Origin of the sequence: Candidatus Phytoplasma oryzae (assembly GCF_003263355.1) — a bacterium.
GTDB lineage: Bacteria > Bacillota_I > Bacilli_A > Acholeplasmatales > Acholeplasmataceae > Phytoplasma > Phytoplasma oryzae_B.
The window spans coordinates 83,227-104,036 of sequence record NZ_JHUK01000003.1; the positions used below are offsets into that span (position 1 = coordinate 83,227).

Annotated in this window: 19 protein-coding genes and 2 tRNA genes; 4 read left to right on the top strand and 17 right to left on the bottom strand. The window is 21.3% G+C overall.

Annotation, left to right across the window (positions count from 1 at the left end):
* Positions 1-434: 434 nt before the first annotated feature.
* From rpoB to DH96_RS01565, 17 genes are all read right to left on the bottom strand, one after another.
* Complete coding sequence (gene rpoB, locus DH96_RS01490) at positions 435-4,169, bottom strand: DNA-directed RNA polymerase subunit beta (RefSeq protein WP_111961327.1); 3,735 nt, start codon at positions 4,167-4,169, stop codon at positions 435-437.
* 175 nt (positions 4,170-4,344) lie between these two features.
* The gene (gene rplL, locus DH96_RS01495) at positions 4,345-4,737 is read right to left on the bottom strand and encodes a 50S ribosomal protein L7/L12 (protein WP_111961328.1); all 393 of its coding nucleotides are present in this window, start codon (positions 4,735-4,737) and stop codon (positions 4,345-4,347) included.
* 84 nt (positions 4,738-4,821) lie between these two features.
* Positions 4,822-5,334 carry a 50S ribosomal protein L10 gene (gene rplJ, locus DH96_RS01500; protein WP_111961329.1) on the bottom strand — a complete coding sequence of 171 codons (513 nt, stop codon included), beginning with the start codon at positions 5,332-5,334 and terminating at the stop codon, positions 4,822-4,824.
* A 107-nt stretch (positions 5,335-5,441) separates the two neighbouring features.
* Positions 5,442-6,146 carry a 50S ribosomal protein L1 gene (rplA, locus tag DH96_RS01505; protein WP_111961330.1) on the bottom strand — a complete coding sequence of 235 codons (705 nt, stop codon included), beginning with the start codon at positions 6,144-6,146 and terminating at the stop codon, positions 5,442-5,444.
* Positions 6,147-6,239: 93 nt separating this feature from the next.
* Positions 6,240-6,665, bottom strand: a complete 426-nt coding sequence (gene rplK, locus DH96_RS01510; RefSeq protein WP_066540733.1) for a 50S ribosomal protein L11 — start codon at positions 6,663-6,665, stop codon at positions 6,240-6,242.
* A 33-nt stretch (positions 6,666-6,698) separates the two neighbouring features.
* The gene (gene nusG, locus DH96_RS01515; protein WP_066540736.1) at positions 6,699-7,328 is read right to left on the bottom strand and encodes a transcription termination/antitermination protein NusG; all 630 of its coding nucleotides are present in this window, start codon (positions 7,326-7,328) and stop codon (positions 6,699-6,701) included.
* 106 nt (positions 7,329-7,434) lie between these two features.
* Positions 7,435-7,815, bottom strand: a complete 381-nt coding sequence (gene secE / locus DH96_RS01520) for a preprotein translocase subunit SecE (RefSeq protein WP_066540739.1) — start codon at positions 7,813-7,815, stop codon at positions 7,435-7,437.
* 24 nt (positions 7,816-7,839) lie between these two features.
* Complete coding sequence (gene rpmG, locus DH96_RS01525; protein ID WP_066540742.1) at positions 7,840-7,983, bottom strand: 50S ribosomal protein L33; 144 nt, start codon at positions 7,981-7,983, stop codon at positions 7,840-7,842.
* Between the two features lie 114 nt (positions 7,984-8,097).
* On the bottom strand, positions 8,098-8,796 hold the full coding sequence (gene rlmB, locus DH96_RS01530) for a 23S rRNA (guanosine(2251)-2'-O)-methyltransferase RlmB (protein WP_066540745.1): 699 nt from the start codon (positions 8,794-8,796) through the stop codon (positions 8,098-8,100).
* A 6-nt stretch (positions 8,797-8,802) separates the two neighbouring features.
* Positions 8,803-11,259, bottom strand: coding sequence for an HAD-IC family P-type ATPase (locus tag DH96_RS01535; RefSeq protein ID WP_083515920.1), 2,457 nt, complete (start codon positions 11,257-11,259; stop codon positions 8,803-8,805).
* A gap of 50 nt (positions 11,260-11,309) precedes the next feature.
* Positions 11,310-12,629 carry a cysteine--tRNA ligase gene (cysS, locus tag DH96_RS01540; protein ID WP_066540748.1) on the bottom strand — a complete coding sequence of 440 codons (1,320 nt, stop codon included), beginning with the start codon at positions 12,627-12,629 and terminating at the stop codon, positions 11,310-11,312.
* Positions 12,630-12,691: 62 nt separating this feature from the next.
* The gene (gene gltX / locus DH96_RS01545) at positions 12,692-14,020 is read right to left on the bottom strand and encodes a glutamate--tRNA ligase (protein WP_420885379.1); all 1,329 of its coding nucleotides are present in this window, start codon (positions 14,018-14,020) and stop codon (positions 12,692-12,694) included.
* Between the two features lie 134 nt (positions 14,021-14,154).
* Complete coding sequence (gene rpsI, locus DH96_RS01550; protein WP_111961331.1) at positions 14,155-14,547, bottom strand: 30S ribosomal protein S9; 393 nt, start codon at positions 14,545-14,547, stop codon at positions 14,155-14,157.
* 3 nt (positions 14,548-14,550) lie between these two features.
* The gene (gene rplM, locus DH96_RS01555; RefSeq protein ID WP_111961332.1) at positions 14,551-15,024 is read right to left on the bottom strand and encodes a 50S ribosomal protein L13; all 474 of its coding nucleotides are present in this window, start codon (positions 15,022-15,024) and stop codon (positions 14,551-14,553) included.
* 494 nt (positions 15,025-15,518) lie between these two features.
* Positions 15,519-15,593 (bottom strand) — tRNA-Gly (locus tag DH96_RS01560).
* A 2-nt stretch (positions 15,594-15,595) separates the two neighbouring features.
* Positions 15,596-15,736 (bottom strand): hypothetical protein, encoded by a 141-nt coding sequence (locus DH96_RS02170; RefSeq protein WP_181451612.1) that lies wholly within the window; start codon positions 15,734-15,736, stop codon positions 15,596-15,598.
* Positions 15,737-16,698: 962 nt separating this feature from the next.
* Positions 16,699-16,774, bottom strand: a tRNA-Glu gene (locus tag DH96_RS01565).
* A gap of 513 nt (positions 16,775-17,287) precedes the next feature.
* On the opposite strand from DH96_RS01565, the gene DH96_RS01570 reads away from it, so the two are divergent.
* The 4 genes from DH96_RS01570 (at position 17,288) to DH96_RS01585 (ending at position 20,802) form a co-directional block, all read left to right on the top strand.
* Entirely contained in the window at positions 17,288-17,908 is a 621-nt protein-coding gene (locus tag DH96_RS01570) for a superoxide dismutase (protein WP_066540633.1), read from the top strand.
* A 138-nt stretch (positions 17,909-18,046) separates the two neighbouring features.
* Positions 18,047-18,472, top strand: a complete 426-nt coding sequence (locus DH96_RS01575; protein WP_066540624.1) for a transcription antitermination factor NusB — start codon at positions 18,047-18,049, stop codon at positions 18,470-18,472.
* Positions 18,473-18,719: 247 nt separating this feature from the next.
* Positions 18,720-19,913 carry a DEAD/DEAH box helicase gene (locus DH96_RS01580; protein WP_066540619.1) on the top strand — a complete coding sequence of 398 codons (1,194 nt, stop codon included), beginning with the start codon at positions 18,720-18,722 and terminating at the stop codon, positions 19,911-19,913.
* 4 nt (positions 19,914-19,917) lie between these two features.
* A complete protein-coding gene (locus tag DH96_RS01585) occupies positions 19,918-20,802 on the top strand; it encodes a deoxyribonuclease IV (RefSeq protein WP_066540616.1) in 885 nt (294 codons plus the stop codon).
* Positions 20,803-20,810 lie beyond the last annotated feature (8 nt).

The following is a 20,810-nucleotide window of genomic DNA, read 5'->3' on the forward strand; positions in this document are numbered from 1 at the left end:
AGATAAAAAATTCTGGAAAATATTTTAATTTAAATTTTTTTACTTATTTGATTTAAAAATAATTTATTATTAAAATATTATTTAAAATAATTAAATTTAATAAATTAATTTTGTTAATCAGATATATTACTTAATTTAAATATCTTATTTATTCTTCCTTTAATAATTATTAGGTAAACAAAATTATTCTATTTTAATTAGTTATAATTATATTTTTTTTGTAAGAAAGAAAAATGAAGACTTATTTATAGTAATAATGACATATTTTTTTATAGATAATAATAATATAATATCTATTTTATAAAAAAATAAGTATTAAAATTAATAATTTTATTAACATTATTTATGAATAATAAATCTTTATTCTTATTATTTATATTTAAATTTTGTTAAGTTTAAGTTAAAAATTATTAGTTAATTTTAAAAATTAATAATCAATTTTCTTTTTTACTTACTAAAGAATAATGAACTTTATTTTCTTTAGTATCTGACTTAATTAATTCTACATGAAGACCTAAAGATTGTAATTCTTTAGCAAAAACTCTAAAACTTTCAGGAATAGACGGTTTCGGCAAAGGTAAACCATTCACAATAGCATTATAAGTCTTATTACGACCAATTATATCATCGCTTTTAACAGTTAAAAGTTCTTGTAAAGTATGGGCAGCACCATAACCATATAAACTCCAAACTTCCATCTCGCCTGTTCTTTGACCACCAGGACCACTATGACCTTGACCACGAGTAGCTTGATTAGTAATCAAAGTATAAGGGCCAACATTTCTAGCATGCAATTTATCATCTACCATATGAGATAATTTAATCATATATATCACTCCTATAGAAACCGGATGATCATATTGTTCACCTGTTCTACCATCATACAAAATACTTTTTCCATCTAAAGGTAAATTAGCCTCTTTTAAAATATCATTCAAATCTTCGTTATTAACTCCATCAAATACAGGAGTAGCAATTTTTATACCTATTTTTTTAGCTGCAATACCTAAATGCATTTCTAAAATTTGTCCAATATTCATTCTACTCGGAACACCTAAAGGATTTAACATAATATCAATTATAGTGCCATCAGCCATATAAGGTAAATCTTCTTGTGGTAAAATACGAGAAATAACTCCTTTATTACCATGTCTCCCTGCTATTTTATCCCCTTCTTTTATTTTTCTTTTTTTAGCAATATAAACTCTAACACTTTCATTAATACCAGGAGTTGCTAAAATATCACCGTTTTTAACAGAAAAATATTCAACATTTTGAACAATACCACTTTCTCCAAAAGGAACTCTTAAAGAACTGTCTTTATAATCACGTGCTTTTTCACCAATAATAGTTTGAATTAATTTTTCATGTGGAGTAGGTTCAAAAATTCCTTGTGGCACAATCTTTCCTACTAAAATATCCCCTTCCTTAACTTCTGAACCAGGAATAATAATACCTCTATGATCTAAATTTTTAATAGCTTCTGCACTCACATTCGGAACTTGTCTTGTAATTTCTTCCTTACCAGCACCTTTTTTTAATTCTCTTGTGTTAATTTCATATTTATTAATATGAATAGAAGTGTATGCATCATTTTGTACTAATTTTTCTGACATAATAATAGCATCTTCGTAATTATATCCATGCCAAGTCATGAAAGCAACAGTTAAATTTCTACCTAAAGATAATTCTCCATTAGAAGTAGCAGGACCATCAGCGATAATATCACCTTTTTTTACAAATTCTTTTTTTAATACAATAGGTTTATGTAAAAGAAGAGTATTTTGGTTAGATTTCAGAAAATTAGTTAATTCATAAATCCGTTCATAACCATTTTCTTCTTCAATAATTATTTTTTGAGCATCAACATAAGATACAATACCATCTTGTTCTGCTATGACTAAACAACCAGAATCTTTAGCTATTCTGTGTTCTACTCCTGTACCTACTACAGGAGCTTCAGGAATTAAAAGAGGAAGTGCTTGACGTTGCATATTAGTCCCCATTAATGCTCTAGAAGCGTCATTATGTTCTAAAAAAGGAATAGAAGAAGTAGCGATTGATACTATTTGTTTTGGAGAAACATCAATATAATCTAACTTATCTATATTAAATAATCCTGTTTCTCCGTTTTTTCTAGCAATAACTTTATTTTCCAAAAAAATATTATTTTTATCCAAAATAGAATCAGCAGAAGCAATAATTTTTTCTTCTTCTTGAGAAGAGGTTAAATATTCAAATTCATTTAAAACTTTAGTAATGCCATTTATTTGTTTAACTTTTAAAAATGGAGTTTTAATAAAACCATATTTATCTACTTGTGCATAAGTCGCTAAAGAAGAAATTAAACCAATGGAAGGACCTTCTGGAGTTTCTATTGGGCATAATCTTCCATAATAAGAATTATGTACATCTCTCACTTCTACCCCAGCTCTATCACGATCAATACCTCCATTACCTAAAGCAGAAATTCTTCTTTTTTGAGTTAATTCAGCTAAAGGATTAACTTGATCCATAAAATGAGATAAACGAGAACTTCCGAAAAAAGTTTTAATTACTACAGATAAAGAAGAAAAATTAACCAAACCACCAGGAGTTATAGAATCAAATTTACTAATAGTCATTCTGTCTTTAATATTTTTTTCCGCTCTTATTAAACCTATACGAAATTGATTTTTCAATAATTCCCCTACTAATCTTAATCTTCTATTACCTAAATAATCAATATCATCAATTTTGCCAATATTTTGATAAAGATTTAGAAAATAACTAATACTAGCGATAATATCTGATAAAACAATATTTTCTTTATTCTCATTTTGATTGTTACCAATTACTTTAATAAAAATCTTATTTTCTTTTTCATCCAAAAAATAAACATCTAAAACTTCATTTAAAATTTTTTTTTGTTCATAATGTTGATTATTTTTATTATTTTTTTGATTTGTAAAATATCGAATTATTCTTTCTTCTATATTATCTTTATTTTTATCAATAATTTTTATAGTTTCATCATTAAATAAAGAATCTTTTTCTATTAATATTTCACCTGTTTTAAGATCAAAAATATTTTCTTTAACATAAACATTTTTATCTTTATCATCATTTTTGATATAAGTCAGAACAAAGTTATTATCTAAATTTATTTTACTTTCCAAATTAGTATCTGAATTAATAAATTCTATTTTAAATAAATCACGTTTATTTTTTAGTTCATCAATAATATTCTTAGTTAAAAAAGTATCTTTAGGAAATAAAATCTTTTTAGTAGTTTTATCTACTAAATCTTGTGCTAAAAAAGTATTTTCAACTCTTTCTAAAACATCAAGTTTTTTATTTAATTTATATCTCCCCACAGAAGAAAGATCATATTTTTTACGATCAAATAATCTATTCCTAATAAACTCTCTTGCAGTATTCGCAGAAACTTTCTCACCTTGATGTAATTTAGAATATAATTCTATAACAGCATCATTAGAATTAGAATCATTATTTTTATCAAAACTTAAATTTAATAAATCATGTTTTCCAAAAAAATTTTCAATATCTTGACGATTATTAAAACCTAGTGCATGAATAAATTTAGTAAGAGGTATTTTTTTAGATCTATCTAATTTAGCATATAAAATATCTTTATTACTTTGTTCATATTCAATCCAAGCTCCCCTAGTTGGAATAATTTGAGCTTCAAAACGTATTTTATTAAATTTAACATCAAATTTTTCAGTAAAATATGCACCTGATGAACGTATAATTTGTGATATAACTACTCTTTCTGTGCCGTTAATAATAAAAGTACCAGAAGGAGTCATCAAAGGTAAATCAGTCATCAAAATACGGCTTTTTTTAATTTCTCCTGTAAAAACATTTTCTAATCGAACATTAACAAATAATTCACAACAATAACTAAAATCTCTTTTTTTTGCTTCTTTAAAATTTAATCTTGGTTTTTCTAAAAAAAAGTCGTCAAAATATAGTTTCAAATCGCCATTATAACTTTCAATAGGTGAAATATCTTCTAAAGAATCTTGAATGCCTTTTTTTAAAAATAATTCAAAAGATTTAGTTTGTGTTTGAATTAGATTAGGTAATTCAATATCATAATTAATTTTTGAATAATTTCTACGTTCTGTTTTTGTACCATATTTAATATTTTGATATTTTTTCATTTTTTTGACTCCTGATCATTTTTTTGAATCCCAAATTAATAAAATCATTTTAAAATAAACAATAAAAACCTAAGATACAAAATAATTTTTTTCTTAGGTTGATATCATAATAAATATTAATTCTTTAAACAATATTAATCTAATATTAATATTATGTTTATAATTTTAAATAATCTTATTTTTTAACTTCTTCCAAATCTATATCAACTCCAATTTCTTGAAATCTTTTTTTAATATCTTCTGCTTCTTTTTTTGATATTTCTTTTTTAATATAAGAACCTATTTTATCAACTATTTTTTTGGAATCCAATAAACTACCTTGAGTTATTTCTCGTACTAATTTAATAATGGATAAAGTTCCCTCATTAGAATTTGTACCTTTATAAATAACATTAAAAAATTTTTCTTCTTCTTTAGTTGTTTTTACTTCAGCAGCATTAGATGGATTAACAAAATGAGAAGTATCTACGCCAAATTCTTTTTTTAATTCATCAACTAATTCTTTAATTTCTAATACATTCATTTTTTTCAAATTCTCTATAAAATCTTTTTTATCTAGTTTAGACATTAAAATTTCCTCTTTTCTTTTTCTAAAAATAATTCATAATAAAAAATAACTAATAATAAAAATAGATAATCACAATATAGTTAGTTAATTATCTTTTTTTTCTATTTTTAATTTTTGTGACAAACACATTTCTAAAATAATAACTAATTCTCTAATAGGCATTAAAAGATTAAAAACCAAAATAGAAATTAATTCTTTTTTAGAAGGTAAAACTGCTAAAGTATTTATCATATCTTTTGAATATATTTGTTGTTCTATAAGACCTGAAATGATTTTTAAAAATTTATTTTTCTGAGAAAAATAAAATAAAATTTTTAAAGGTTCGGTTATTTCTTCATTGCTCAATAATAAAGCTTTAGGATAATTTATTATATCAGCTAATTCTTTCAAATTAATTTGTAAAAAAGCTCTTTTTATAATATTATTTGCATACAATTTTATTCTACTATTAAATTTTCTTAATTGAACTCTTAATTCAGTAAAATCTTTAACTGTAAGTTTTTGATAATCAAACAATAAAACTATTTTCGAACGTTGAATATCATTCACTAATTGACTTACATCTTCGCTTTTTTTTTTAATAATATTTCTTAACATAGAAACTAAAATCCCTTCTATCGAAAATTTTATAATTCATTTTTTAGTTAAAATAAAGAAAAAAAACGTATTTTTTTATAAAAAAAACTTATTTTAAAAAATTTTTTTCAAAAATTAAATTTAGAATCAATAGTAGTATGATTAATTTTGATACCCGGAGACATAGTAGAAGAAATATTAATAGATTTAATAAAGTTACCTTTAACTGTTTTAGGTTTAATAGAGATTAAATGTTTATAAAAGAAAACTAAATTTTCTAATATTTTTTCATTATCAAAAGAACATTTACCTATAATGATATGAAGATTACCTGTTTTATCTACTTTATATTCAATTCTTCCTTTCTTGATATCTTTTATAATTGACGATATTTTATCCGTAACAGTACCTAATTTAGGATTAGGCATTAATCCTTTAGGACCTAAAATTTTCCCAAGTTTAGTAATCATAGGCATCATTTCAGGAGTGACAATTAATATATCAAAATCTGTCCAATTTTGAGATATTTTTTGTATTAATTCTTCTACTCCTACAAAATCTGCACCATTTTCCTCCGCCTCTTTTAATTTTGATCCTTTAGCAATTACAGCTATTTTCCATTTTTTACCAATACCTTTAGGTAAAACTAAATGTCCGCGAATATTTTGTTCTATTTTTTTAGGGTCTAAATTTAAAGAAAAATTACACTCTACAGTAGCATCAAAATTAGCTATTTTAGTTTTTTTCATTAAAGTTATAGCTTCTGAAACTTCATACAATTTCTGCAACTCTATTTGTTGAACAACAGATAAATATTTTTTAGATCTTTTCATATATTTTTTTAAAAAAATAAAACCTTTCGATGAATTTAAATAATAATTTTAATTAAAAAAAAATAAAACAAAAAATTTCTTTTAAAATATAAATCATTTTTCTATAATAATACCCATATTAATAGCTGTGCCTTCAATAATTTTACAAGCACTTTCTAAAGAATAAGCATTTAAATCAGGCATTTTTAACTTAGCTATTTCTCGTATTTGTTCATATTTAATAGTAGCTATTTTATTTTTGATAGAATTAGAAGAACCTTTTTCTATATTAGCTGCTTTTTTTAAAAGATCACTAGCTGGAGGAGTTTTTATAATAAAACTAAAAGTTTTATCATCATAAACAGAAATAACTACAGGAACCATAAAACCAATCTTATCTTTTGTAGCATTATTAAATTGAGAACAAAACAACGGAATATTAACTTTTGCTTGACCTAAAGCAGGTCCTACTGGTGGTGCTGGATTAGCTTTTCCTGCCATAATTTGCAATTTTATAACTTTTATATTTTTTTTTTCCATTTTGATATTACCACTTCTTTTAATTATATTAAATTAAATAATTTCTTTAAAATCAGAAAAAGAAATTTCAATAGGAGTTGTTCTACCAAATAAGTCAATTTCTACTATCAGTTTATTTTGATTATAATCTAAATAAGAAACGTTTCCTACTTGGCCCGAAAAAGAACCATTAATAATTTCCACTTTTTTATTAATTAAATAATCATAATTTTTTTTAGTTTCTAATCCTATTTTAATTAAAATAGGTTGAATTTCGTTATTACTTAAAGGAACAGGTCTTCGAGAATCATTATTATTTCCTCTGATAGAACCTAAAAAATTAGTAACTTTAGGAATATTCTTAACAACAAACCAAGAATAATCATTAACAATCATTTTAACAAAAACATACCCTGAAAACATTTTTTTTTCTTTTTCTTGTTTTGTGCCATCTGCTCTTATTTTAAAATATTTTTCTTTAGGACAAATAACTTCAAAAATTAATTTAGAAATTTTAGTTTTACTATGAGTTAATTTGAGTAAATCTTCTTGTACAGAATTTTCATATCCAGAATAAGTTTGAATAATATACCATTTTGGTTCTTCTATTTCTTCTTTTTTTTTAAAATTAACTTCATTTGTTTCATTTTGATCTTGATCATTTTTTTTTTTCTCTTTACTCATAAATATAACCTTTTTATAATTATCATTGAAGTGATTTAATTTTATTTAAATATTATAATTTACTTTAATACTTGAATATGTTAGAATAAACATCTTTTTTTAAAAACTATAATAACGGATCTATTTTTTCATATAAAAAAGAGAAAAAATAAATAAAAAACTCTAAAACTAAAGTAAAACAAAAAACTTGTATAACTTTTAAAAAAATTTTTCCATAAGAAGGCCAAGAAACTAAATAAATTTCTTTAATTATTTTTTTAATAAAATAAAAAATTCCATACATAAAAAAACAAAAAAATATAATAAAAAAATAATAAAAAGTATTTTTTAATCTAGTATTAATATTAAAAAAATGTTGTTCTAAAGTTCGACATAGTCCCATAAACAACATAGAAAAAACTACTAAAAAAATATTAAATAAACTATATTCTTTTCTTAAAACTTGCAATACTGGAATATTTTTTTTCTCTTTGTTTTGAAATACCACTTAAAAACTCCTTTTTTTATGATTTTATTTCGATTCTTCATGTAAAATATGTTTTTTACATTTAGAGCAATATTTTTTTAGATTTAAACGATGATTTTTTTTATGTGTAGAAATATTATAATTACGATTTAAACAATAACTACATATTAAAATATTTTTTTTAACCATAATAAACAAAACTCAAAAAAACCTTTTAATCTAAAAATTTATATTTTAAAAAATACATTATAGTAATTTTAACATATTTTCCTTTATAAAAACAAAAAATAATATTTATAAAAACTAAATAGCAAAATACATCATTAAAGCTGCTGCTACACTAACATTTAAAGAATTTATTTTTCCTTTCATAGGTATTTTAATTAATAAATCGCATTTTTGTTTTAATACTAATCTTATACCTTTACCTTCATTTCCTAATATAATTGCTAAAGATTTTTGTTTAGGAATTTGAGAAAAATTATTTTGAGATTTTATATCAGTACCAATAATTAAAAAACCATTTTGTTTTAATTTTATAATAGTATTTAATAAATTATCAACTAAAAAAATATCAACATACTCTAAAGCACCGCTAGAAGATTTTGCTACAGTTCCATTTAAAAAAACTTGATGTTTTTTTCCTAAAATAACACCATTAAAATTTGCTGCTTCAACAGTTCTCAATATAGCTCCTAAATTATGAGGGTCTTGTATAGAATCTAAAATCAAAATTTTTTTTAAACTTAAATCATTATTATTGAAAAAACAATTTAATTTTTTATAAATATAATCTTCAACTTCTGCTACTATTCCTTGATGATTATTATTTTTAGCTTTTTCGTTTAATTGATGCTTATTCAATAATTGATAATTAATATTAAAATTTTTGACAAAATTTAAAAAATGAAAATCTTTAAATTTCAAATCAATATATAAATTATAAATGTTTCTTTTAGCTTTAATAGCTTCTTTAATTACGTTTTTTCCATAAATTATCATTAAAAACTACTCTTTTTTGTTTATTTTTTTAAAAAAATTAAAAAAATTTTTAAAATTTATTTTTCTCCATTTGAAAAATTTCAAAAACCAAAAAATAATATTTATAAATAATAAAAACAAAAATTTTTTATAATTTAAATATAAAAAATCAATTAAATTTTCTTTTTGTAAAATTTTTCTCATAAATAAAAAATAACTAGAAATAATAAATCCTAAAAACATTAAAAAAACTAAAAAAAATTTAAATTTATTAAAAGGAATACAATTTTTAATTAAAATAATCAAAAAACAAAAAGAAGTAATCAAAGTTAAAAAAAAAGATAAATAAACATCTTTAGAATTATTAGTAAAAAATAATAACAAAAAATAGTTAAAAGCAATAAGAATAGAATAAGGTAAAGAATCTTTAAAAATTTTTGTTAAAAAATTTTTATCTATCTCCTTCGTATTAGGTTCTAAAGCTAAAAAAAAGGAAGGAATACCGATAAAAAAAGTATCTATTAAGTTCATCTGTAAAGGACTAAAAGGATAAATAACATAACGAAATGTTAACAAATTATTTAATATTGTTATAATACCTATAAAAAAAGATAAAATAGTTTTAGTGAAAAACAAAACCGAAATTTTATTTAAATTATTAATAACTCTTCTACCTTCTAAAACCACATCAGGTAAAGAACTAAATTGAGAATCAATCAAAACTAAATTTGCAACATTTTGCGCAGCTTCGCTACCAGAAGACATAGCAATGGAAATATCTGCTTCTTTAAAAGCTAAAATATCATTAACACCATCTCCTATCATAGCTACTTTATAATTTTTTTTTTTTAAATTATTGATAATTCTTTTTTTTTGCTCTGGCGAAGAACGTCCAAAAACATCATATTTTAATGATATATTATCTATTTCTTCATTTTTTACATTAAATAAATCAACTACTTTTTTATTATTTTTAATAATTCCGATACGATTAGCTATATAACCGATAGTTAAAGGATTATCTCCTGAAATGATTTTAATTTTAACATTATTTTTTTGAAAATAATCAATACTCTTTATAATATCAGACTTAATTTGATCTTCTATAATAATCAAAGATATTATTTTATAATCAATATTATTTTTTGAATTAGATATTTGAGAAATTTTTTTATCTGTTTGAGCTAATAATAAAACACGGTAACCTAAACTAGCATTCTCTTCAATATGTTGTTCAATTTCTTTAATTTTATTTTTTAATATAAATTCAGGTGATCCTAATAAAAACGTTCCAAAATTTTCTATTTCAACAGCGCTATATTTTTTAGAACTAGAAAAATATTGTACTTTTTTTATTTTATATTTTTTTTCTTTTTTGAAAACAAATTTTTTATATAAAGCATTTTGTGTTGGATTATTATTAGGAAAAGCAGATATCAATTCAGATATTAACTCTTTTGAAAATAAATTACTATCTTTAAATGATATAACTTTTTTCACTAACATACTGCCATCTGTAATAGTTCCTGTTTTATCTAAACATAAAACATTTACTCTAGCTAACATTTCAATACCAAAAAGATCTTTAATATAAGCATTTTTATGTGCTAATTTGACAAAACCTATAGCTAAAGTTATACTAGTTAAAAGAAATAAGCCAGAAGGTAACATACCTAACATAAAACCGCATAATCCTAAAAAAAATTGATTTTTTTGTAATATATAAATCTTTTGAGATGATAAAAATAAAATAAAAGCAGTAGGTACTAATAAGAAAATAATATAAAAAGTCAGAGAAGAAAAAATTTTAGTCAAAGGAGTTTTAATTTTTTTATATTTTTTAGCTTCTTGAGTTAATTTTGAAATATAAGTATTAGTGCCTACAGAAATAACTTCAGCACAAGCATTACCTGAAATAACAAAACTACCTGAATATAATAAATCTCCTTTTTTTTTAAAAACTGTCTTAGATTCTCCTGTTAAAAGAGATTCATTAACTTCTAAAATACCTTTTTTTAATTTTGCATCAGCAACTATCTGAGAACCTATTTCTAAAAACAGAATATCTTCTAATAAAATATCGTTAATAGGTATAGAAATAATTTTATTATTCCTTATAACTTTAGTATTTTTTAAAATTAACAAAGAAATTTTATCTAAAGCTTTTTTAGCTCTTATTTCTTGAAAAATACTTATAGAGATATTAATACAATTTATCAATAAAAAAAACAACTGTTCATAACGTTTAGTCATACAAATAATAATAGTTATTATTAACACTAATAAATTTAAAAAATTAAATAAATTAGAAAAAATAATATCTTTTAAATTCTTATTAACACTTTTTATCTGATAATTATCTTTTTTTTCTTTTTTTTTTTTTATTATCTCATCTTCATCTAAACCTTTAATTTCAGAAAAAAAAATATTTTCCTCTTCTTTAACATCGGATAATGATGAATTATTAAAATTTTTATCTACCATAATTTAAATCTACCATATTTATTTAAAAATATCTAATAACAAAAACTATTTTAAATAATATTATCTTTCTTCAAAATATTTCTCAAAAAATCTGCTTTTTGAAATTTTTTTTTTTTTTTAGATTGTTGCCATAAAAAATAAATTTTTATTTGTTTTTTACTAATTTTTTTTAAATGAATTTTTATTCCTAAATTGTCAAGTATATATATCAAAGTATTCTGTAATTTGGACAAACAAAAAAAATCTTTTTTATTTTTATTAATTTCTTTCAATAACTCTTCTATTAAAGTAATAATATTAGGAGTATTTAAATTGTTTTCCATAATAGAATGGAATTTTTTAATATAAAAATATTTTTTTTCTGAATTAATAATATTATTTAATAAAAGTTGAAAATTATTTTTATTTAAAATAGAAACTATTTTATCATATTTTTTTATAAAATTATTAATTAAATCATCATTATAATTAATAGGTTGTAAAAAATGATAAGATAAAAACAACAATTTTAAAACATTAGGTTCTATTTTTTTTATTAAATCTTTAACTAAAATAACATTACCTAAAGACTTACTCATTTTTTGATTATTATATTCTACATTACCTATATGAATAAAAAAATTAGCTAATTTTTTTTTATCAGTAGCCCAAAACTGCGCTTGTTCATTTTCATGATGAGGGAATTTTAAATCATTTCCTCCTCCATGTATATCAATAGTTGTGCGAAAAAAATTCTTAATCATAACAACACATTCAGTATGCCAACCTGGTCTTCCTGGAAACCAAGGGCTTGAATATTGAACACCAACATCAGTTTTTTTCCACAAAATAAAATCTTCATAATTTTCCTTTTGATTATCTAACTCTTTTCTTACATTTTTTTTTAATTTATTTATTTTTTGTTTACTTAAAATTCCGTAATTAGAAATTAAATGAACTCTAAAATAAATACCATAATCTGTAAAATAAGCATATCCTGTTTTAATTAACTTTTGAATATATAAAATAATATCACTTATATGGTTAGTTACTAAAGGAAAATAATTTATAGTATTAATACTAAATCTTGTTAATAAAGAAAAAAAATGATTAATATATTTTGAAGATATCTCTTTTTCTGTTTTTTGTTTTTCCACTGATTTATTAATAATTTTATCATCTATATCTGTAATATTAACAATTAAATTTACTTTTAAATTTAAAAATTTTAAATATCGCTTAAACATATCGAAAAAAATCAAAGATCTTATATTACCTATATGTAAATGATCATAAACAGTAGGTCCGCAAACATAAATATTAATTATATCTTTTTTAATAGGTATAAAAATTTCTTTTTTTTCAGTTAAAGAATTATAAATAATCAACATAAAATTATCTTTCCTAAACCTTATTCAAATGAATTTTATAACAAAAAAATAATGATTAAATTTCAATTTAAAGACAAAATTTTTTCTATATTATTCAATACTTTTGGTTTTCCCAATAAATCTAAATAATCTAATAAATTAGGTCCTTCTGATTTTAAAGTACAAGATATTCTAATAGTTAAAAATAACTCTTTTCCGATTAATTTAGTTTTTTGACTAAAAGATTTTATTAATAAATTTAATTTATCTATACTAAAGTCATCTACATTAGATAGCATATCATATAAAATCTTGATATTATTAATTCTTTGCTCCTGTTTAATAAAAATAATTTCTTCTTTACTTAAATTTTGTTCTGTTAAAAAAAATTTTTTGTATAAAAAAACAATTTCCTTGAGATAACTTATTCTATTTCTAAAAAGAAAAACTAATTTTTTTAAAAAATTTATTTTTAAAAAAATATTTTCTTTTTGAAAAAAAAAGTTAACTTTATCAATTAATTCTGGAATTGAAATTTTTTTGATATATTGGCTATTAATAAAAGATAATTTTTTTTCATCAAATACAGCCGGAGACTTAATTAACCTTTTTAAATCAAATAAATGAACTAATTCGTTAGGTTTTAAAATTGTATTTGGGCTATCTGGCGAAAATCCTAAAAAAGATAAAAAATTAAACAAAGCTTCAGGTAAATAACCCATATCTATATAACTCTTTATAAATTGTATAACATTAGAATCTCTTTTACTTAATTTTTTTTTATTTTGATTTAAAATTAAAGAAATATGACCAAAAGAAGGAATAGTCCAATTAAAAGATTGATAAATCATAATCTGTTTAGGAGTATTAGTAATATGTTCTTCGCCTCTTAAAACATGAGAAATGTTCATTAAATGATCATCAATAGCAACGGCATAATTATAAGTAGGGAAACCGTTTTCTTTAATCAAAATCCAATCTTCAATTTCTTTACTATTAAATGATAAATAACCTCTAATTAAATCATTAAACTCATACTGTTTGTTCAAAGGAACACGGAAACGTATAACAAAATGATTTAAGTTATTTTTACAATATTCTTTATAAGCTATTTTTTTATCTATCAATAATTGGGCATATTTCTTATAAATATGTAATCTTTCAGATTGTCTATAAGGACCAAATTTTCCGCCACAATCAGGACCTTCTGACCATTTAATTCCTAACCATCGAAGTTGTTCTAATTGTTCTTTTTCGCTATTTTCGATATTTCTATTTAAATCTGTATCTTCTATTCTAATAATAAAACTGCCATTATAATGACAAGCAAATAAATAATTAAATAAAGCTGTTCTAGCATTTCCAACATGTAAAAAACCAGTAGGACTAGGAGCATAACGTACTCTTATCATATTAATCATTAAATAAAAAAATACTCCTTTAAAAAAATTAAAATTTTTTCTATTATTGAATTGAATTTTTTTAAATTAATATTATAATGAAATAAAAATTAACATAAAAAAATTTTTAAAATATAAAATAAAAATTAACGTTTAGAAAATTGAGGAGCACAACGAGCTTTCTTTAAACCATATTTTTTACGTTCTACACAACGAGAATCTCTTGTTAATAAACCAGCTTTTTTTAAAATAGTTCTTAATTGTGGTTCAATTTTAATTAATGATCTAGAAATGCCTAAACGAATAGCGCCTGCTTGAGATGTTATTCCGCCTCCAAAAACATTAACTGTAATATCATATTTTTCAGAACTTTGAGTTAACTTTAAAGGTTTAATAGTTTCAAGTCTCGTTTCATAAGAAAGAATATATTTTTCTAAATCTCTTTTATTAACTTTTATATTACCTGAACCTAAAGTTAAAATAACCCTAGCTATAGAAGTTTTTCTTCTACCTGTTCCGAAATATTGAATTTTGCTCATTTTTTATACCTCTAAAGCTATCATTTTTTGTGATTTTTGATTATAAATTTCATCAGAATAAACAAATAATTTTTTACGTATTTGTCTACCTAATTTAGTATGTGGTAACATACCAAAAATAGATCTTTCAACCATTTTTGTTGGAAATTTTTTCTTTAAATCTAAAGCTTTAATTTGGCTTAATCCTCCAGGATATCCTGAATGTCTATAATAAATTTTTTGTTGCCATTTTTGGCCTGTTAGTTTAATCTTGGAAGCGTTTATAACAACAACATAATCACCGTTATCTATATTAGGAGTATAAGAAGTTTTAAATTTTCCTTTTAAAACAGAAGAAATCTTAGTAGAAATTCTTCCTAATGTTTTATCTTTAACATCAACTATATACCATTTTCTATTAACTGCCTGTTTATTTATAGATAAAGTATTATTGTTTATTTCTATATTTCTATTTTTATTAATTTTTTTTTCACTCATTTATAAAAAATTTCCTTTTTTAAATTTTACTAAAACTTATTTTATTAAACAAAAAAACAGCAAATTAAAAATAAAACAAATTAAAATATTTTTTTATTAATTTAAAATTAAGTTAATAAATATGTACATTCAAATAATAGTTAAAAAAAACATAAAAAATAATTTATCTTAAATATTTATTTATAATAAAAAATTATTATACTTTTAGTTACAATACAAATTATCCTATTTTTATCCTTAAACTAAATAGAGAATATTATAGAATATAAACATATTTTAAAATATAAACTATAAATAAAGATAAGATTAAAAATAAATAACTCATTATTATAAATAAAGATCAAAAAATATTAAAACATTAAAATCTAAAAATATAGAAAATTTAACTTTATATTTGACAACTTAAAAGTAATATAAATTATACTAAAATATAGTTAAAATATCAATTAATTTAAAAAAATAAAAAATAAAAAATATAAAATAAATAATAAATATGGAGCGAATGATGGGAATCGAACCCACATCTCTAGCTTGGAAGGCTAAGGTATTAACCATTATACGACACTCGCTTTTATAAATGGTCGGGAAGACAGGATTTGAACCTGCGACCTCCTGGTCCCAAAATCGGGATAGAATTATGACGTTTAACCGTACAAGACGGATTTATTATCATAAGCCTCCCACACCACCGGACAAGCAAGTTTCCAAGCATCCGGCGGTTGCATAAACTAAAATTAATTAAACATAAAAAATGATTTGATTAACTGTCACAGAAAGTTTTTTATTATACCTTCTAGTAAAATGACTGTTAAACTAAAAAACCTTCTTTTTTGCTTTCATAATTCTTTTCTCATCATTGAAAAGATCAGATATTCGTATTTACTAGATAATAAAAAAATATCTTTTCACCTTTTCTATGTGGAAAAAACGTTTATACTTCCTCTTTCGCCTTGTAAAGGGTTTTTCCCTTTTCCTTGGAAGGTCAGTCCACTAGCATATTCCAACGTTAGCTTTCAATTTCCTTCGACTACTATGATTCTGCTTTTTCCTTGCCTCTACTTAAGAGGTTTAGGAAGATGAAAGTTACTCTAAATATCTGCCTTTATAACTATTAGGTGAGATAACCAATATTTTAATTTATAACTATTGTTCATTTATTATAAATAAGTTAAATTTTTTTAGTTTGGTAGGTTCTAGGTTTTATAAATGATAATTTTATAAACTAGCGAAAAAAGTTTATAAACGTCCTAGTATAGCAGTAATATAGTTTTGATCTGCTAGTTATTAAATTACTCCGTTTGATTCTCTTAGCCTCATTGTAGAGGTTATCCATTAGTTATATTCAATTCGCAAAGCCGCTTAGACTAAATTATTGTCCGTTCTTCACTTTGATGTCCTGCTCTAATTATTTTGTCTTTCGTTAAAATAACCGGTCATCTATTGTCATGCATTATCACAACATGTATAATTGGCTAAATTATTAGATATTTAGGCATCTTTTTCGCACTTCGCCCTCCGTAGTCAGATGCTCTATCCAATTAAGCTATGGGTGCAAACAATTTTATTTAATAATTATAATTAGTATATTTTTTTATACTAATTATTAAAATTTAAATTATAAAAAATATTTCTTATTATCAAAATCAAAAAAATATATTCTTGCATTAATTATTTTGGTGACCCGTACGGGATTCGAACCCGTGAATGCATGCGTGAAAGGCATGTGAGTTAACCTTTTCTCCAACGGGCCATTATTAATGAAAATTATTAACACACAATAATTAAAAAATATTTTAACTCATTTTAAGAGAATAATTTAAATATTAAGAAAATGATCTAATAGAATAAATATTAAATTATTAAAATTTCGTTTTATAATATTTATATAATTTTATAACATAATTTATTTTATCATAAAAAGAATAATCTGAATAGAAATTCATAATCATTAATTATATTTTTGTGAATATACTTATTTTAATTTAAATATAATTACTTGAAAAATTTTTCAAAATAAAAAAATAATATTTATTTTTATTTTAATTAAAATTTATTTCATTATTACAAACTTGTTATAAATAAACTAAAATGATATAATTACATTAGAGTTGAAAATTAAGTAAAAATAATTATTAAATAAATAATTAAAATAAATGTAAAATTTAGAAAGATGAATAAAGAAATTAAAAATTTAAAAAAATGAAAATTTTTTGAAAAATATTATTTATGTATTTTTGAGAATTAAAAATCGGAGAATATTGAAATGAAAATATATAATTTACCAAAATTAAAATATAATTTTGAAGATTTAGAACCTTTTATAGATGAAAAAACTATGAAATTACATTATTTAAAGCATCATAAAAATTATTTAGTTAATTTGAATTTATCTCTTTCTAAATATCCTAATATAAAAGAAGATTTAAATTTTTTATTAAAAAATCCTAACCTTATTCCAGATGATATAAGATTATCTGTCCAAAATAACGGAGGAGGTCATATAAATCATTCATTTTTTTGGAAAATATTACAAAAACAAAATAATAACGAAAAACAAATATCAGCAAAATTAAAAGATTTTATTAATATTTTTTTTGGTAACTTAGAAAATTTTAAAAATGAATTTTCTGATAAAGCCGTAAAAATATTCGGAAGTGGTTGGTTATGGCTAATTCTAGATTTTGAAAAAAAATTAAGAATTATTCCTACAGCAAATCAAAATACTACATTAAATATTGGTTATCCATTAATAGGTTTGGATGTATGGGAACATGCTTATTATCTTTCTTACCAAAACCGTCGTTTAGATTACATAGAGGCTTTTTATAATATAATTAATTGGAACCAAGTTTCAAAAAATTTAGAAGAAAGTTTATTAAATTGATTTAAAAAATAAAGTATTTTTATAACATTAACTAAAAATAAAGAAAGTTTAAATATTTAAACTTTCTTTATTTTATTATTATCAAAATAATCTATTTTTTTAAGTTGATTAAGAAAAACATTATTAAGAAAGACATTCATGAAAATGTATATTTACCTAAAAAATATAAGAAAAATAAAAATAAATATTATTGAAAGCTTATATCAATATGATTTTTATCAAAATGAAATAAAAACATTAAATGAAAATATTTTACTTAATGTTTCTATACTGAAAAATATTATTAAAAATATCGGAATAATAGATTTTATTATTAAAAAAAATTTATATAACTATGAACTAAAAAGGTTAAATAAAGTAGATAAAGCAATTATTCGTTTAGCTACTATGGAATTATTAGCAAAAAAAAAATCTTATAAAAAAATCATTAACGAAGCAATAGAATTAACGAAAGAATATTCTTCTTTAGAAGACAAAAAACAATGTAAATTTAATAATAAGTTACTTCATTTAATATATGAATATATAAATAAAAAAAATTTAAAAAAATTAAATTCCGTTTAATCAATTTAAAAAACCAAAAATAAATTTAATTTTACTAAATAATAAGTTTACATATACTCTATTTTTTAAATAAGCTTTTTGATACAAAACAAGATTAAATACAGTGATAAGTTAAAAAAATAATGAAAAAGTTAATAATATTAATATAACTTTATTAATAAAAAATAATACCGTAGATCAAAAAATAATTTCTTTTGAAAAAATAAAATGAATCACATCAAAAATTAAATGAAAAGGAATTTAAAAAATGGAAAAATATATACAAAATAAATTAAAACATCTTAATTTAATTAAAATAACCCCTATACAACAAAAAGTATTTGAAAAATTCGAAGAAAAATCTAATTTGATATGCGTTGCACCTACAGGAACTGGAAAAACATATGCTTATTTACTACCTGTCTTAAGTAAAATTATTTGGGATAAAAACATAATCCAAGCTGTTATAGTTGTTCCTACAAATGAATTAGTCTTTCAAACATTAGAAAATTTAAATAAAATAGAAAATAAAAAATCTCAAATAAAAATTTTTTTTGGTGGTATGAATAGAATAAAAACGTATAAAAAATTAGAAAAGAAACAACCTTCTATTATTATATCAACTTTAGAGAAATTATTCGAATATGCTTATAATTTAAAAAAAATTAACATTTATAAATCTTCTTTTTTAATTTTAGATGAAGCCGATATGTTTTTAGAATCAAATTATTTATCTTTATTAAAGACTTTATTATCTAAATGGAAACCAAAAATTTTATTTTTTTCTGCTTCTATTGATAAAAAAACAAAACCTTTTATTGATAAACATTTTGGAAAATCAATTTTTATTAATATTAATGAAAAACAAAAATTAAATTTAAATTATTATATTTCAAAAAGTCCAAAAAATAATCGTATAAAAGATTTAATTCAGTTTCTTAATCAAAAAAATCCATTTTTTGCTTTTATTTTTGTTTCAAACAAAAAAGAACAATTAAATATTTATGAAATTTTAAAAAAAAAATTTAATATTTTAAATTTTTCTTCTAATTTTTCAGTAAAAGAAAGAAAAAGAAAAATGATAGAAATTAAAAAAAATAAATATCAATACGTAATAACTAGTGATTTAGCTTCAAGAGGTTTAGATATAGAAGATATTTCATGGATCATACATTATGATTTACCAAAAAGAAACTTAAAATTTTTTCAACATCGTAACGGAAGAACAGGAAGAATGAATAAACAAGGTAATATATTATTATTTTATGATAATGAAGATGAAAATGCTTTATTAAAAATAAAACAAAAAAATAATATTAAATTTAATAAAATTATATTATCCAATAAAGAAAAATTTTCAAAAAAAATAAAAACAAAAAATAAAAAAATATTCAATTTTAAAAAAATAAAAAAAGAGAAAGAAAAATTATTCACTAAAAAGAATAAATTTAAAAAAAAATAAAAAAATGATAAAAATTGGTAGTCATGTATCCTTTCGCAAACCATTGATGTTTTTAGGTTCTCTAGAAGAAGCATTATCTTACGGATCAAATACTTTTATGATTTATACAGGAGCCCCACAAAATACCAAGAGAATGGATATAAATAAAAATAATATTGAAGAAACAATAATTAAAATAAAAAAATATAACATAAACATAAATGATTTAATAGGTCATGCTCCTTATATAGTAAACTTAGCAAGTCATGTACTTTTGAAAAGAAAATTTTCTATTAGTTTTTTAACTCAAGAAATATACAGATTCTCAAAAATGAAAATTAAGACAATGGTTCTACATCCTGGTAACGCAACTAATAAAAATAGAAAAGAATCAATAAAATGGATATCAGAAGGTATAAATGAAATTTTCAAAAATACTTATTCATTAGATACCAAAATAGCTTTAGAAACAATGTCCGGTAAAGGAAATGAAATTGGATGCTATTTTCAAGAAATTAAAGATATTATTAACTTAATAGAAAACAAACAAAGAATTTCTGTTTGTTTAGATACTTGTCATGTTTTCAATGCAGGATACGATATAAAAAATAATTTTGAATCGGTTATAAATCAATTTGATTCTATTATTGGTCTAAAATATTTGAACTCCTTTCATATAAATGATTCTAAATATAACTTAGGAAGTAAAAAGGACCGTCATGAAAATATTGGTTTCGGAGAAATAGGTTTTAATGCATTAATAAAAATAATATTTTATCCTCAATTTTTAAGTTTACCTAAAATACTTGAAACACCATTTATAAATGGTTATCCTCCATATAAAGAAGAAATTAAAATGATTAAGAAACAAAAAATAAACAATAATTTAAAAAAATACTTCGATATTTAAAATAAATA